The sequence below is a fragment of the Erwinia sp. SLM-02 genome, assembly GCF_037450285.1.
Taxonomy (GTDB): domain Bacteria; phylum Pseudomonadota; class Gammaproteobacteria; order Enterobacterales; family Enterobacteriaceae; genus Erwinia.
The window spans coordinates 291,533-307,552 of the sequence record NZ_JAQISN010000005.1; the positions used below are offsets into that span (position 1 = coordinate 291,533).

The 16,020-nt window shown below is 54.9% G+C and carries 13 protein-coding genes; 2 read left to right on the plus strand and 11 right to left on the minus strand.

Annotation, left to right across the window (positions count from 1 at the left end; translation table 11 throughout):
• Window positions 1-80: 80 nt before the first annotated feature.
• Window positions 81-1,343 (minus strand): maltoporin, encoded by a 1,263-nt coding sequence (locus tag PGH32_RS22470; protein WP_337895209.1) that lies wholly within the window; start codon window positions 1,341-1,343, stop codon window positions 81-83.
• A 261-nt stretch (window positions 1,344-1,604) separates the two neighbouring features.
• On the opposite strand from PGH32_RS22470, the gene PGH32_RS22475 reads away from it, so the two are divergent.
• Window positions 1,605-2,675, plus strand: coding sequence for a LacI family DNA-binding transcriptional regulator (locus PGH32_RS22475; protein ID WP_337895210.1), 1,071 nt, complete (start codon window positions 1,605-1,607; stop codon window positions 2,673-2,675).
• A gap of 11 nt (window positions 2,676-2,686) precedes the next feature.
• On the opposite strand, the gene PGH32_RS22480 is transcribed toward PGH32_RS22475, so the two are convergent.
• The 5 genes from PGH32_RS22480 to PGH32_RS22500 all read right to left on the minus strand — a co-directional run bounded on the left by PGH32_RS22480 (window position 2,687) and on the right by PGH32_RS22500 (window position 7,852).
• Window positions 2,687-2,881 carry a hypothetical protein gene (locus PGH32_RS22480; protein WP_337895211.1) on the minus strand — a complete coding sequence of 65 codons (195 nt, stop codon included), beginning with the start codon at window positions 2,879-2,881 and terminating at the stop codon, window positions 2,687-2,689.
• Window positions 2,871-3,215, minus strand: coding sequence for a helix-turn-helix domain-containing protein (locus tag PGH32_RS22485; protein ID WP_337895212.1), 345 nt, complete (start codon window positions 3,213-3,215; stop codon window positions 2,871-2,873). The genes PGH32_RS22480 and PGH32_RS22485 overlap by 11 nt, the downstream gene beginning before the upstream one ends.
• 215 nt (window positions 3,216-3,430) lie before the next feature.
• On the minus strand, window positions 3,431-4,309 hold the full coding sequence (araC, locus tag PGH32_RS22490; RefSeq protein WP_337895307.1) for an arabinose operon transcriptional regulator AraC: 879 nt from the start codon (window positions 4,307-4,309) through the stop codon (window positions 3,431-3,433).
• An 88-nt stretch (window positions 4,310-4,397) separates the two neighbouring features.
• The gene (locus tag PGH32_RS22495) at window positions 4,398-5,822 is read right to left on the minus strand and encodes an MFS transporter (RefSeq protein ID WP_337895213.1); all 1,425 of its coding nucleotides are present in this window, start codon (window positions 5,820-5,822) and stop codon (window positions 4,398-4,400) included.
• Window positions 5,819-7,852 carry a beta-galactosidase gene (locus tag PGH32_RS22500; RefSeq protein WP_337895214.1) on the minus strand — a complete coding sequence of 678 codons (2,034 nt, stop codon included), beginning with the start codon at window positions 7,850-7,852 and terminating at the stop codon, window positions 5,819-5,821. The genes PGH32_RS22495 and PGH32_RS22500 overlap by 4 nt, the downstream gene beginning before the upstream one ends.
• 299 nt (window positions 7,853-8,151) lie before the next feature.
• On the opposite strand from PGH32_RS22500, the gene PGH32_RS22505 reads away from it, so the two are divergent.
• Window positions 8,152-8,589, plus strand: coding sequence for a VOC family protein (locus PGH32_RS22505; RefSeq protein WP_337895308.1), 438 nt, complete (start codon window positions 8,152-8,154; stop codon window positions 8,587-8,589).
• Window positions 8,590-8,808: 219 nt separating this feature from the next.
• On the opposite strand, the gene PGH32_RS22510 is transcribed toward PGH32_RS22505, so the two are convergent.
• The 5 genes from PGH32_RS22510 to PGH32_RS22530 form a co-directional block, all read right to left on the minus strand.
• Window positions 8,809-9,852, minus strand: coding sequence for a LacI family DNA-binding transcriptional regulator (locus PGH32_RS22510; protein ID WP_337895215.1), 1,044 nt, complete (start codon window positions 9,850-9,852; stop codon window positions 8,809-8,811).
• 272 nt (window positions 9,853-10,124) lie between these two features.
• Window positions 10,125-11,555, minus strand: coding sequence for a sugar porter family MFS transporter (locus tag PGH32_RS22515; RefSeq protein ID WP_337895216.1), 1,431 nt, complete (start codon window positions 11,553-11,555; stop codon window positions 10,125-10,127).
• A gap of 14 nt (window positions 11,556-11,569) precedes the next feature.
• Window positions 11,570-12,481: a myo-inosose-2 dehydratase gene (gene iolE / locus PGH32_RS22520; RefSeq protein WP_337895217.1), complete on the minus strand. Its 912-nt coding sequence runs from the start codon at window positions 12,479-12,481 to the stop codon at window positions 11,570-11,572.
• 106 nt (window positions 12,482-12,587) lie between these two features.
• The gene (locus tag PGH32_RS22525; protein WP_337895218.1) at window positions 12,588-13,412 is read right to left on the minus strand and encodes a sugar phosphate isomerase/epimerase family protein; all 825 of its coding nucleotides are present in this window, start codon (window positions 13,410-13,412) and stop codon (window positions 12,588-12,590) included.
• A 125-nt stretch (window positions 13,413-13,537) separates the two neighbouring features.
• Window positions 13,538-15,970 (minus strand): membrane-bound PQQ-dependent dehydrogenase, glucose/quinate/shikimate family, encoded by a 2,433-nt coding sequence (locus PGH32_RS22530; protein ID WP_337895219.1) that lies wholly within the window; start codon window positions 15,968-15,970, stop codon window positions 13,538-13,540.
• Window positions 15,971-16,020 lie beyond the last annotated feature (50 nt).

Genomic DNA, 16,020 nt, shown 5'->3' on the forward strand with positions numbered 1-16,020 from the left:
ATAAAAAAAGGATAACCGGCAACGGTTATCCAATAAAACAGCCAGTGTTCAAGCAGTGATCGTGGAGAGGGCGTTGGCGATTACCACCAGGCCTCGACCTGAACGCCGAAGTTCCAGGTATCGCTGGCGGTACCATCGTCGAAGCTGTTGCCCTGCTCGGAGTCATTCAGGTAGGAGGCAAACACGCGCAGTTCAGGGCGTGACATAAACTCAGGACCGGCCGCCAGACCCAGCGCGAGGGTATATTTCTGCCCGGCCTGTTTGTAGTCGCTGCCGTCTTTGTACTGATCTTTCTGCCAGAAGCTACCCGCTTCGCCGATGCCGCGCACGTAGTCGGTGAACTGGTACTGCGCACGGCCCACGACGGACAGCAGGGTACTCTTATCGCTGTAGGCCGTCAGATCCTGGGCGGAGCCCCAGGTAATCACCTGATTCAGCGACAGGCGGTCGGTGATCGGCAGCAGGCCGGTGTTAATGATGCGATAGCCGGTGGCGTCGCGGGTGTCGTTCCACATATCGTACCAGCCGCCGCCCTGCGAGATAACGTTCTGCGCCAGCCCTTTATTCGCATACTGGAACACCAGCTTCTGATAGCCGCCCCACATATCCTGGCTGATTTCGCCGGTCAGCATCACGCCGTTATCGGCCTCGTACAGCCCGCCGTACTCTTTCTGCTTTTTAGTGGCGTTTGGCATGGCGTAGTCGATACCAAACTCCGTCCAGGCACCGCTCCACGGCTTCCATCCGGCGTAACGCAGGTCGAGGTAGTTGATGTTGACGTCATTATCACCGTCTTCACGGTAGTCAACGTCGTTCGCGTCACCGCGGATCCAGGCGAATGACACGGCACCCGGGCCAACGGTGTAGTTTTCAATACCGGCGCCGGAACCGGAAATGTTCCAGTATTTGGTGTCGATAATGTGCAGATCGTGGCGCTGGTAGTAGCGCTTACCGCCCCAGATCACCGCATTTTTGTCGCCCGGAACCAGGCCTTTAATCTGCAGGTTAAGCTGGCGCAGACCAAACTGCGCATCGTCGCCGAGGGTGGTTTCGTTATCGTTAGACCCGTCGGAGAACATGCTGACCATGCTGTCGACGTAGAAGCTGACGTCGTCCTTTTTGTAGACTTCGCTGCCCAGCTCCACCTCGCCGTAGGTATCGCCTTCGTTGCCAAGACGACCGAGTTTATTCTTCTGCCACTCCTGTATGCCGCCATCCTGCGATACGCCCACGCCGCCGCGCAGATAGCCGTGGAAATCAATGTTATCGATGGCGGCGTATAACGCCGGGGAAGTCAGTGCCGCAGCAAGTGCCACAGCGGTTGCGTGTAGTCTGGTATTCATGTCACCCTCATTTTTGTAATACGTTCACAAAGTGAGAGCAGTAAACGCCCAGTGACGAATACTCCGCAATTTAAATGTCAAGATTGTGTGATTTACTGCAAGTTTTTAGGCGTTTATTGTAACGATTGGTGAGATTGATCACCGAAATATAAATGTGAACGTCGGACTTTTTTATGATTTTATCGACAGTGTGACGGGGTTAACCCGGCCAGGGTTTCGGCTGTGTTACAATTTCCGCATCTGCTACCAGGGAAGCGAGCCATGAAATCGAAGAATTCCACTTTAGAGGATGTTGCCCGTCACGCCGGAGTGTCTTATCAGACCGTTTCCCGGGTGCTTAATAAGTCTGCCAACGTCTCCGAAGCGACGCGCAGCAAGGTTGAGAAGGCGATAGAGGTGCTGCGCTATGTGCCGAATCGCCTGGCGCAGCAGCTGGTCGGCAAGCAGAGCACCACCCTTGGGCTGGTGACCACCTCGCTGGCGCTGCACGCGCCTTCACAGGTGGCCGCTGCGGTAAAACGCTACGCCAACGCGGCGGATTACCAGGTGCTGATCGCGATGATTGATGAGAACGTCAACCAAAGCCTGCAGGATTGTATCAACGAGCTGAAGTCACAGCGCGTCGATAAGGTGATTATTAACGTACCGCTGGAGACGGCAGACGCAGAGCGCATCGTGCAGGAGAACGACGACATCCTGTGCCTGTTCCTGGACGTCGATCCGTTCTCGTCGGTGTTTAACGTTTCGTTTAACCCGGCGGACGGCACCCGCGCCAGCGTCAAATATCTCTACGAACAAGGGCACCGTGAGTTCGCGCTGCTGGCGGGGCCGCAGCATTCGGTTTCCGCCCGCCTGCGGCTGAAAAGCTGGCTGGAGACGCTGGAAGGGTATGGCCTGCAGCCGATCAGCGTGATCCACGGCAACTGGGACGCGCAGAGCGGTTTTAGCGGCATCCTGCAGATGCTGCATGAAACACCGCGCTTCAGCGCGCTGCTGGTCGGCAACGATCAGATGGCGCTGGGCGTGCTGAGCGCGCTGCACCAGCGCGGCATGGCGGTTCCGGGGCAGGTTTCGGTGGTGGGCTACGATGACACCTATGAAAGCGCGTTTTTCCATCCTGCGCTGACCACGGTTTCTCTCGACCTCGATTTACAGGGAAAAGAGGCGGTGAACCGTATTCTGCAGGCCAGTGAAGACGACCACAGCCGATCGTCCTCGATCCTGCCCGCACGCCTGGTAGTGCGCAATTCCACCGCCGCGCTGGGGTCGGGAACGCAGGATTTAGCACAAATCGCCGAGCAGCTGCGCCAGATTGCGAGCCGGTTGCAGTAGGGGGGTTGCCTTTAAGTACCTGGCTGGAGGTCGTTCAAAATAGGTGTGATTGCCTGATGTGGATATGTTCGATCCATCATCAGGCAAAACGCGATGTATGAAAGGTCATTATTGCCGTAACTCAGACGTCCGGCGACCACAGGTGCGGTTTCACCTGGCAACCAAATCCATACAAATGCCTGCTGCGGCGCGTTTTCAGAAGTCATCAAACGTCTCCTTCGCTGGTTTACGAATCCTTTGTGGCATCAGGCTAAGCTTATCCTCAGTTTGCCTGCGATAGGCTATCAGCCGGTTGACGTCGGCTGTCGCATCGAAGAGAGGAATCCCGAGCAGTGCCGCAACTTCGAAAACAACCCCGAGCTCGCACTTCGGATCGGCTTTTTCAATTCGCTGCAGCATACTCCGCGATATACCTGCTCGCTCTGCGAGTTCTGACTCCGTCATTTTTTGATTTTTACGTTCAAAACGGATCATTTCAGCGAACAATTTGATCGCTTCCAGCGTGTAGCGTGAGTAAACCCTCTGTACCGAACGCGGCATTTTGACCTCCCTAAAGGTCGTTAACCATCTTAGTGCATCATATAGAACTCAAAATACCATTTCACTTTTGGATCTACAAACAAAATGGATGCTATATGAGTCTTAAAGGTGATTTATGACTCATATACGAGTCATAAAAGGGTGGTGATGGCGTGTCAATGATGTTCGAGCTGATGTTCGAACATTAGCTTTAAAATGCCCCAGGCTCTGTACGGTCAAAATAAAGCGGCTTGCTCAAATTTCTTTCGGTACTCGCGTGGGCTCAGCTGGTTGTGCTGACTGAACACGCGTGAAAAATACAGCGGGTCTTCATAGCCGACGGCGCGGGCAACCTGAGTGACATTCAGCTGTTTATACCGAAGTAAATCACAGGCACGTGAAATACGCTGCTGTTCACGCCAGCCGTAAATGGTATTGCCCATCTCTTTCCTGAATATATGAGTCAGGCGTGAGGCGGAAAGGAAGGTCATGCGCGCCAGTTCTTCGACTCGGGTATCTTCACACAGGTGCTCATTGATGTAATCGCAGACGGTCTGAATACGGGGGTCCCGGTTATGACGATTGCTGGCCGGCTGAAGCTGGAAGGCCTTCAGAATGATGCGCTCGAGCGCATTCATGGCCATGGCTTCCTGGAGCAGTGCCCCGACTGCATTACACGATATCACCTCTTTGAAGAGCTGAACCATTTGCTGGCTGTGCGATTTATCAGCAAGCAACATGCGGCCGATGTCGCCCTGTTTATTGTCCCAGCGCAGCCAGTCAATCCAGTACGGGCGGGGGATAAAATAGATCCAGAGATGGTCCCAGGCAATGCTCTCTTTGGCCCTGCCGTAGTGATGAATCACGCCGGGCGGGAACAACAGCATCTCATCCTGCTGACAGTGAAACTCGCCCTCTGCATGATGAATGATCCCTTCACCTTTCAGCGTCAGGTTAATCATGTAGCCTTTCATTCCGTTGGGGCGGTGGATAAAAAAATCGAGTTTGCTGCCGGGGCTGATTGGGGTGAATCCGGAAACCATGAATGCGTTAAAGGTGAAGCTTCTCATGAGCGGAGAAAAGCTTAACATACCGGCTTCGTTCAGTTCTTCCATTGGTTCCCGTCCCTGTTTCAGTGCTGCAGATACTATAGGGAACCCCCTCCATTGCTGAAGGGGGGATGTACTCATTTTGTCGTAGAGATCACTTCAAATTTAGCAAACTGTCGCCGGTGACTGAAGCGTCGGTGCGATCGGCCTGCTGATAACGACCGGCAGACAAATCCTGCGCGACCTGATGGTAGAACCGATCCAGCTTGTAAAACCAGAGCAGTACCAGGTTTAGCGCCGCGAGGATGAGCGGGAAAAAGATAAACAGAAATTCGATAGTCCTGATGACGGTTTCAGACTGAGGGGCGCTTCCACCACTGACAAATCCGGCCGCACCCAGTATCCAGCCTACGCTCGCCGTACCGAGCCCCATCCCCAGCGTCTGCCCCAGCGTGCCCGCACTGAAGAGTATGCCTTCAATACGCAGCCCGGTTCGCCATTCACCGTAGTCGATGGTGTCTGCCAGCAGGGCAAACATGGTGGCACCAATGCCGCAGAATCCCACGCTGCGTACCGCCGTGGCCATAATCACAAACAGCGCATTCTGCTTGTCGAACAGCGGCAGCAGGTAAGCAATACAGCACACGACTAACCCGAGCATGGCCAGGCGCCGCTTGCCCAGCTTTTTAAGCAGCATCGGGATGATCATCAGCGTAAGCAAGCCCGGTATGTACTGGGCCATACTGATGTAGGCAATCAGTGAAACATCCGAAAGAACATATTTCGAGTAATACACCCCGACTGCCGACAACGCAGTGAGGCTGGTGAAGGTAATCATCAGATAGAAGAAGATGATCAGCCAGTAGCGATTTGCCATGACTGAACGCGTAACCTGCCGGGCATTAATTCTCTGACTGTTGTCGCTGCTCACCGGTTCTACACGCTCGCGGGTACCCAGCGCGGTCAGAAGCAGGAACAGGGCGGTGAACAAGCCAAAGATAGCGAATACGATAATCCAGGACGTATTGCTGTTGCCAAAAAATGCCACCATCGGCAGGGTTAACACCCCAACGGTAAGCGATCCGCAGGTTGAGAACCCCTTCCGGAAGACACTCAATATGCCGCGCTGATAATTATCACGCGTGATCAACGCCAGGAGCGAGCCGTAGGCAATGTTGTTCGCGGTAAACATAATATTGGTCAGCAGATAGGTAATGCAGACGTACACCACTTTCAGTGTGTAACTGACGTCCGGAATGGTCGACATCAGAAAGGCCGACAGGCCAAACGGGACGGCGGTCCACAGGACCCAGGGCCGGGCTTTGCCCAGGCGGGAGCGCGTCTTATCGATGCGTATACCCACGTAGATACAGATAATGCCATCCAGCACGCGGGCAAAGAACATCAGCGATCCCACCAGCAGAGCAGAGATGCCCACCACATCGGTGTAATAATACGCCAGAAAGGTCACCATTAACGTGTAGGTTAAGTTGGTGCCGTAATCGCCCACGCCAAAGGCCAGACGTTCCCGGGTGCCAATACGCTGCAAATCCTGATTCGATGAGTCAGAGTTCATCATTCTTTCTCCACTTCAAAAATCGCCACGCCCCAGTCAGCCAGTTCAAGCGCCTGTCCCTGCCGGTAACGCTGCCCGCTCAGTAACTCCTCGCCGGCCTTAAACGGGAAGGACAGGGTCTGAGGCTGGCTGGAATAGTTCAGGAAGAAAAGAACGGTATTGCCTGAACGGTTCACCGCGCGCCTGACCGTGACCGGGTAATCCGGCGATATGGCTGCGACGTCCAGAGACGTTTTTTCAATCAATTGAAGCAGCACCGCCTCCACGGCCTCAGAACTGATGCTGCAGCCCACGTAGGTTGCCGTTCCGGCACCGTAGCGGTTATGAACGATGGCCGCGTATTTATTCCAGTAGGGGTGCCGATAACTTGCCCAAACCTCGGCCCCGGCATCGGCCTCCAGCAGCTCCATCCAGTCGGCTACAGCGGCTTTCCCGGCAGGAATGTCCAGCAGCCCGGACTGCAGGGTCACCTCGTGTGGCTCAACGAACAGCTGATAGCTTGCACCCACCGCTTCCCTGATGACGGCCGGCTGCCTGTTCGTTCTGACTTTGAGATGCTCATTAGCAAAGCCCGATCTGAAGGCGTAGAGGATATGCCCGCCCCGTTCGGTAAACTGATTCAGGCGCTGCAGAGATGACTCAGAAACGGCGTAAAGCAGGGGAGCAATCAGCAGCTGATAGCGGGACAGCCGGGGATCGTCAACGGTCAGAATGTCCACCTCAATGTTAAGGCGGTAAAGGGCATCATAATACGCGCGGACGGTGTCGTTATACTGGTGTTCCTTGTTACGACCAAACTGATGCCCGCTGTAAGGATGCCAGTCAACGGCGGTCAGTGAGTCGTGACTGACGAGCAGGGCGACGCGATTGTGTTTTTTCAGGCCCGCAAGCTGCGGGGAAAGGCGGGCAAAGGCCTGCCCGACGTCTTTCGCCTCATCATAAACAGGGTTTGGCTGCAGATCGTGGCTGAGCAGTCCTTTCCAGTACGTTTCATAGGAGTTATGCAGGGAATGCCAGTGCCAGTAGCTTACCATCGCTGCGCCGGAAGCGATGTGGCTGAAAGCCTGAAGGCGGAGCTGGCCGGGATAGGGGGTCCAGTTCTTAAACGCCTGCGCCTGCGTTTCCAGAACCAGATAGTTTGCGTCCTTCGTGGTGCGCGCAATGTCTCCGCAGAAGGCAATTTCCACCCCGGTAAGCTGATGCTGGCCCGGGTGATAGATATCCACGCCGGTAATGTCCAGCACCGACGATGCCGTGAAATGATCGACTTCACCGCGCACGCCAAAGGACCATGTCCGCCACTCGAAATCGAAGTTATGGGTGATGAACTGACCGGGCAGGCGATACTCGCTGACCAGCGTTGCCTGCCAGGCCAGGAATTCTGTCACCAGGCCGCGCTGATAGCGCTGGAAGGCGGCGCCCAGGCTGGCATTGATGGTACTTTCCAGCGGCGGAAAATCCTCCCACGCGTCGATTCTGTTACTCCAGTAATCAAGGCCGTACTCGGCATTCAGCTTGTCGAGATTGCCATCGAACTGTTTTTTCAACTGCTCAATAAAGCCCCTCTGAACGGGTGATCCGCAGGTATCATAGTATTTAGTCTCATTATCGATCTGATACCCAATGACGGCCGGATGAGTGGCGGTGGCGCTCATCAACTCGCGAATAATCCGCTCTGCATATCGCAGGTAAACAGGGCTGGTGATATCCATCTTCTGGCGGTGACCATATTTATTCACTCCCTGCGGGGTGGTGGCCATGACCGAAGGGTGCTTTTTCGCAAGCCATGCAGGAATGGCATAGGTTGGCGTACCGATGATAACGGCGATGTGGTTAGCATGCATACGGTCCAGAACGGTCAGCACGCTGGAAAAGTCAAAATCACCGTCCTGTCGTTCGTAGCTGCTCCACGTGCTTTCCGCAATACGAACCACATTGATGCCTGCCGCCTTCATCAGCCGTATATCTTCATCCAGCCTTTCTTCAGGCATATATTCACGGTAGTAAGCCACACCATAGAGTAATTTTTCCACTTTTATCCTGCCTCTTATTTTAAGCGTTCGGCAGATAAATTAGAGGAAGTTGGTCGGTGATAGATAAAGCATGTCGCTGGCAACATAGAGAAACTCGCTGCCCGGTTAGTCTTATGAAGGTCATCACAAAAGGACGGCGTGAAGCATTAAATCATTTTGTTCTGGCTACTGCATTCGGAAGTTAATCCAGGGTATGTGACTCATTCCTGGTGTAAAAGCAGCTCAGACCGGCTCTTGACCTCAACTTAACTTGAGGTCCTAGAATGCCTGCTCTTAACTTCTATGGGCGAATTATGGATATGAACGAAATAGATGTTGGTTTCACGCATGTTGCATTTGTCGTTAGAAACTTAGGTAACAGTATTGCGTTTTATGAACGCTATGCCGGTATGTCTGTTGTTCACCAGCGCGAACCTGATGTTCCTGATGCGCGTAAAGTGGCATGGCTGAGCGATCGAACCCGCCCGTTTGCCCTCGTTTTGGTACAGTCAGATAATGTGACGGACACCCCATTAGGGAGCTTCGGCCATCTTGGCGTTGCCTGTGCCAGCCGCCAGGAAATTGATGAAAAAATCAGTTTGGCACGTGCTGAAAATGTTTTGCGGAAAGAACCTGTAGATGCGGGCGACCCAGTGGGTTATTACGTTTTCTTCGCTGACCCAGACGGCAATACCTTGGAGCTTTCTTACGGACAGCGTGTTGGGCTGCAGGCCTCAGATAACGCTATAAAGCAATAAATCACAGTTCTGATTGTTGTCATAGTATAAAGTTGCCTTCCGCCTGATTAAGGGGAAGGCATGCCTCTGAGGGTAGAGGTGATATGGATGAATTGGGTGCGGCTTTTGAGATATAATTTAACATAATCTATGTTATACGCACTGATGATAAACGGTTACGTCGGCGTGATGCTGCAAGTCAGCTGGATCTTAGCGAGCACCAGATTCAACGCCAACCATTCACCCCGCAGGCAGTGTAAAGCGGGTGATAATTTCAATCGGAAGACACGTCTGCGAACTCACGGGCTGTTGCATGACCAACGCGGTCAGTTTCTCGGCAGTTACGGTCAGCAGCTGGGAAATATCCTGGGTCAGGATATAGTCGATCTTCTCTTCACGAATCAGCTTCTCTGTAACGTTATTCACTTCGTGGGTCACCACCACAGGCCTGACCAAACCGGCATATTCATCCAGCGCTGAGGCCAGTCCTGCATTGCCCCCGGCAACGTTATACACGGCGCACAGGTTCGTTGCCTTGTTGAAGAGTTCTTTTGCCGCATGGTAAGTCTGCTCGGTGTTATCGTTGCCGGATACCACTTCAAGTACCTGAACGGACGGCAGCGTTTTACGAATTTGCGCGCGGAACCCGATCTCGCGGTCATCGTGACAGCTGTAGGAAAGCGTGCCGACTATCACCGCCACGCAGGGGTTTACTTCGCGTTGTAAATGCCGGCCAAGGATAAAGCCTGCCGCCTGCCCCGCTGCACGGTTGTTAATACCAACGTAGGCATCACGCGCTTCAGGATCGAGGTCGCTGACCAGCGCCACAATGTGTTTACCCTGCTGGCGAAGTTTTTGTACGGCTGCATTGATAACCGGCGTATTTTTTGCCACCACGGCAAGGCCATCGGTGTGCTCAGCCTGCTTGATGAGCAGCTGTACCACGGCTTCATCGTCTACGTCGGAACAGCTGACAAGGTCAAGCGTAATACCCTGATTACCCAGCTTATCTTGTATCCTGTCCGCCGCACTCTGCACGGACTCGTTGTACTCCGCACCGGCCTGAACCACCACGCCAAAGCGCGCAGCGAACTTTTCGCTGTGAAGCGAACGTTCGGAACTGACTTCATCCGCCGCGGCAACCAGCAGGTTTGAATAAGCACGCTGAACAGTCTCTACCGTTCTGGCTTTAACCCCAGGACGGTTGTTGAGCACCCGGTCAATGGTTGCTCTGCTGAGCTGCGTCGCAGTAACCAGCTCTTTCATCGTCGGTTTACGGTTCATAAACAACAACCTGTCTCCTGTTATCGCCTGCGCCGATGTTACTCGATCCCGCTCAGGAAAGCCTCAATAAAGCCTCAGGAAATCTTTTTGATTCTTAATACCTCAACACAGATCTCATTTTAACAAATCATCTGCAGGGCGAAAGAAACGCCGCACCCGGCAGATGATGTGAGCAGGACTGTACGGTTAAGCGAGCCTGTAGTCTGGCCCGCTTTCCGTTATGTGTAGGGAAACCCGCTGGCGGATGATTACCCTCACCAGCAGCAGGGAAGTCAGCCTTTCTCCGTCTGCACAGACAGCGAATTTTTCAGCATCTTGGCTTCCGCGACCTTTTCGATATCTTCCAGCGCCACGCCTCGGGTTTCCGGAACGTAACGCGACAGGAACCAGTAACAGACGACGTTAAACGCCACGAAGATCCACATGGAGAACGCGCCATGGAATTGCTCCTGCAGCCAGGCATTGTCGTTGACGATCGGGAACACCAGGGTGATCAGGAAGTTGCTGATCCACATCAGGCCCACGGCCAGTCCCATACTGAATTCACGGATCCTGTCCGGGAAAATTTCCGAGATCATTACCCAGGCGCCCGCGCCCCAGCCCATACCAAAGAACAGCGTGAAGATCAGGATGCCGCTGATGGCGATATAGCCGACATCATTGCTGTACAGACCCCAGGAGGCAATCAGCAACCCGACGATCGCACCGACGGTGCCAATCTTCATGATCGGCAGGCGGCCATAGTGGTCGAACAGGTGCATGCCGATAAATGCACCAATACCATTGAGCAGGGCGACAAAAATCGTTTCGAAGAAGATGATGTCTTTATCACTGGTGGTGCCTTCCAGCATCATCGGGGTGTAGTAGTTGATGACGTTGATGCCGGTGAACTGCTGCAGAATCGCAATCGCCACACCGACCACCAGGATGTAGCGCAGTGCCGGGCTGTCCGCCAACGCGCCTTTGCTCGCCGTGTTTGAGCTTCTGGCGGGAGAAGACGGCAGCTGAAACAGCTGACGGGCCTCTTCCTGATTAAGTTCCGGATAGATACGCGACAGCACTTTAATCGCCTGCTCGCTGCGGTTATGCCGGATGCACCAGTGTGGCGACTCGGGTAAGTAAATGATCAACACCAGCATCGCCAGCGAGGGCACCAGCTGCACAGCCATCATAATCCGCCAGCCGGTTTCCACCATCCAGGCCTGCGGCATGCCGCGTGCAATCAGGTAGTTGACGGTAAACACCGCCAGCACGCCAACCACCATAGACAGATCGTACGTGCCGGTGGCTTTGCCGCGCATTTTGGCCGGTGAAATTTCAGAGATATACATCGGCGCCACCGTCGCCGCCAGGCCAACGGCGATACCGCAGATCAGCCGTGAACCGGTAAACAGCGTAAACGAGTCCGCGACGGCCGAAAAATAAGAGGTAATCACAAACAGGATGGCGCTGAGCAGCAGGACCGGTTTGCGGCCGGTTTTATTCGCCATTTTCCCGGCGGTCAGCGCGCCGATCACCCCGCCAAAAATCACGCTGGAAACAGCCCAACCGGTTTGTACCGAATTCAGGCCGAACGTGTGCTGAATCGACTCCAGCGTGGCGGCGATCACCCCTTCGGAATAACCAAACATAAATCCACCGGCGGAAGCCGCCAGGCAGAGCATATACACGTAGCGGGCATGAAACCTGTGTTGATAAGACATCGTAGTGCTCTCCGTTATGCCCGGGCAGGCAGGATGGTGCTGAGCCAGTCACGCGCTCTGGCAACGGTGATTTCCGGGCATTCCAGCGAAGGATCCTGCTCGGCTTCCACCACCAACCAGCCCTCGTAACCCGAGCGGCGGATAAACTCGAACAGCGGCTGGAAATCGATGGCGCCGTCGCCGGGGATAGTAAACAGGCCCGCCCGCACCGCATCGTTAAACGAGAGATCGCCGCTGCGCACGGTTTCCAGAACCGGCGGACGCACGTCTTTCAGGTGGATATGCTTAATCCGTGGGCCAAATTCCGAAATCAGATCGACGTAACTGAACCCGCCCGTCAGCGCATGTCCGGTGTCCAGCAGCAGGCCAACTTCATCACCGGTTGCCGCCATCAGCTGGCGAACTTCATCGCGCGTTTCCACCACCATCATCAGGTGGTGGTGGTACGCCATTGCCAGACCATAGCGTTCCGCCAGCGCCCTGGCGAATTCGGTCAGCCGCGCGCCATACGCCGCCATCTGTTCCGGGGTCAACTTCTGACGGCGGGACATGGGCACATCCAGCGCGTTCTCCGCCATCGCGGCACACTCGCCGTACACCATCACCCGCGCACCGGTTTTTTGCAGCAGCGTGGCAAACTCTTCAACCGCACTCAGCTCCTCATCCACGCTGCGCTCGGCGAGAAAACCGCTGTGCCAGCCGGATGCCAGGGAAAGGTGATAACCGGACAGCAGCGAATTCAATTCGTCAGGATCGCGGGGAAATAAACGGCTCATCTCAACGCCTTCATAACCCGCAGCCTGCGCGCCCGTCAGGCATAATTCTGCCGTGGCATCTTTACCAAACTCTTCAATCACTTCATTGGCCCAGGAGAGCGGACTGATTGCCACTCTCACCGGTAAACGGGGAGCATTATTTGTTTTCATATTATTCTCTACGTCACGCATTAATACAGGGAGGTATTAAGGTGATAACGATCGAATTCATTAATTAAGAATGATCGTTAACACCCGAAGTTCGATAATGGTTAAATTAATTCGCGTATTTCTTAATGGAGGCCAACAGCTCCTTTGTTAATAAAGCAGGATCGCGTTCCCACAGGCGCGGGCTGATTAATTCAATTGACCAGGCTCCGTTATAGCCGGTGGATTTAACGGCTTCGGACCAGGCGCGGAGATCGATCTCCCCTTCTCCCGGTATGCAGTCGCGTAATACCGTCTCATCCCAGGGTTCCTGCGGGCTGTGCGGCACACGGCCGTCACCGAAGTGCACGCCAAAAATCATCTCTTTGTTCATCGTAGCGACATCCTGCGGCGTAGCGCCGGAGGCGTAGAAGTGCCAGAAGTCGACTACAACGCCGACATTCTTCTTATCAATCCGGCGGATCACCTCCCGTGCCTGGCCCAGCGTGCGGAACCTGGTGAAGGCCGGCAGCTCGATCATATAGCGAATGCCGTGCTGTTCACCGATGGCGGCAATAGCAGAAATATTTTCGCTCATGATGTCCATGATCTTGTCATCGGCATAATGGTCGATACCGGTACGCGGTAATATCATGACGGTTTGGGTACCCAGCTCAACGGCCTCACGGGTGATTTTTTCCGCCTCGGCCAGCAGCTGCTGCTTCTCGCTTCCCTCATGCCGTTCAATTCTGTCGAGCGCGCTGAGAAATGAAACGGAAAGCCCCGCATCGGCAATAATCTGTTTTATTTCCCGCGTGGTTCCGCCAATTTCCAAATAGCGCACCAGCTTAGGATAAAATATTTCCAGCGCATCAAAACCCGCCTCTTTCGCGAGACGCACATCCGTTATTAAATTACCGTGACTGGTCGAAATACCATGTAGTGAGGTCAGCATTATAATCACCTTAATATACAGAGAATAAGATCGTTATTCAGGCAACCGATTTATCATCGCGCGGCCCGGCAGACGCTCTGCCTGTGCAGAGCGTCGTTTTACAGACGGTTCGGGGTAAAACTTAATCAGGGTAAGGCGTAAGCAATCACGTAATCGCCGCGATTTTTGTTGGTGCCGGTACGGGTCGCGCCGCCGTCCACCACAACGATGTACTGCTTGCCGTCCTTGCCGATATAGCTCATTGGCGTGCCCTGCCCGCCAACCGGCAGCCGGGTGCGCCAGATTTCCTTGCCGGTATCGTTGTCGAACGCGCGCAGATAGTAGTCCAGCGTGCCGTGGAAGAAGCTCAGCCCGCCCGCCGTGACCAGTGGACCGCCGAGGTTCGGCATGCCCAGCGGAATATACAGGTTCGGGACAATGCCCTCCTTCGGTAAGAAGCTGTTATGGATCGGCGCATCCTGAATACCCCCGAGCGGCACCTGCCATTTGACCTGGTTGTTCGCCAGATCGATGGCGGTCAGCGAGCCGAACGGCGGTTTAAAGCACGGCGTACCCAGCGGTGACAGGAACATCCCGCGCTCAACGCCCCACGGCGTGCCCTTCTGCTCGGAATATTCACCTTCGGTTGACGGTTTCAGCCCGCCCTTCGCGGCCTCCTCGCGGGACAGGAAACGCCCCACCATCGCCATGCGAATGTCATTGACGTAGAGCATACCGGTCGCCGGATTGATCGCCATGCTGCCCCAGTTCTGGCCGCCGTAATAACCCGGCCAGATCAGCGTGTCCTGTTTATCCGACAGCGGCGTCCACTCCCCTTCGTAGCGCAGCTTTTTAAACTGAACGCGGCAGTAGAGCTGATCGAAGATCGTGGCTCCCCACATATCGGACTCTTTCAGCCTGTCTACACCCACGGAGAGTGCGGAGTACGGCTGGGTGTCAGCGACCTGCATCCCCGGCATCACATCGGTCTGCACTTTACGCTGCTCCACCGGGTAAACCGGTTTGCCGGTACGGCGATCCAGCACAAAGATCTGACTGCGTTTGGTACCCTGGATGATCACCGGAATGGCGGTGCCATCCTTCTGCGGCATATCGTACAGAATCGGCTGAGTGGAGACGTCGTAGTCAAACTGGTCAATGTTGGCGGTGCGGAAGTGCCAGCGTTCCTTGCCGGTTTTCAGTTCGACGGCCACGATGGCATCGTTGTATTCGTTAGAGTACGGATGACGGTCGCCGGTCCAGAAATCAGGCGTCTGATTGCCCGTCGGGAAATAGGCCAGACCCAGCTTGGGATCGTACGCGGCAGTGCCCCAGAAGTTAGGCGTTTCAATCGGATAGGTCTGACCGGTCGGCAGCGGACTGCTGTCGCTGGCACCGCGTTTCGCATCCCAGGCCCACAGGATTTTGCCGCTTGCCACATCAAAGCCACGCACCACGCCGCCAGGCTCACCAACGGTGAGGTTATCGTTCAGACGGCCACCCACCATAATCACCCCGTCGGCCACCAGCGGCGCGGAAGTCACATTATAGCTACCCTGCTGTCCCCCTTTGGCGTCAGCGGGCAGGCCCACGGTCAGGTCGACGTAGCCTCCGTTGCCAAAGTCTTCACACAGTTTTCCCGTTTCAGCATCCAGCGCCACGATGCGTGCATCGATGGTCGTTTCAATGATGCGTTTGCGACAGGTGGCAGTGGCGGACAGTGCAGCACCGGTAACCTCGCCGTTATCCGGGCTGGTCGACGATAGCGTGTCGAGATCGGCATAGCCCACCCCGCGGCATCGCTTCCAGCCCTGGTTGCTTTCGAAGATTTTCGGCTGCGGGTCGAAACGCCACTTCTCCTTACCGGTTGTTGCGTCAACCGCAATCACCTTACTCAATGGCGTACACAGATAAACGGTGTCAGCCACTTTTAACGGGGTGACCTGATATTCAGCACCATCCACTGCCATGTCTCCGGTGCGATAAGTCCAGGCAACTTTCAGATCCTTGACGTTGCTTTTATTGATCTGGTCAAACTGGACATATTTTTCGCCAAGGGTGCTACGCCCCCAGGCTGACCAGTCGTTGCCTCCTTCGTGGCCGGCCTGAGGATTAATCACCGGCGCGGCTTCGCCCGATGCGGTGACTTCCGCATGCGGAAAGAAAATGCCGCTAATCAGCGCGACCAGAGCAATCAAGAAGGCACCGGCCGTAATGAAAGCCGGTTTTTTACCGAGTGACGGCAGACTATTTTTGCGGGCCAGCCACGGTGCGCACAGTGACGTCAGCAGTGCGATAGCGAGGAACACCGATACACGCGGCAGAAACTGCCAGAAGTCATCGCCAATTTCCCAGCAGGCCCATATCACGCTGTACAGCGCCAGCCCCAGCGCCACCGGCAAGGCGAAGAAACGCCTGCGCAGTAACCCGTAGCCGGTGAGGCACAGCAGGATCCCGGCGAACAAATAGAACCAGGCTCCCCCTAATACCGCGAGCCAGGCACCGCCTGCTGCCAGTGCTGCTCCCAGGATAATCACCACTGCACCGATAGCGCCCAGTAGCCAATCAGATTTTGTCATTTTGTTTTCTTCCGCTTACTTGCCATTGTTTTTTATGAGGCATCAACTAA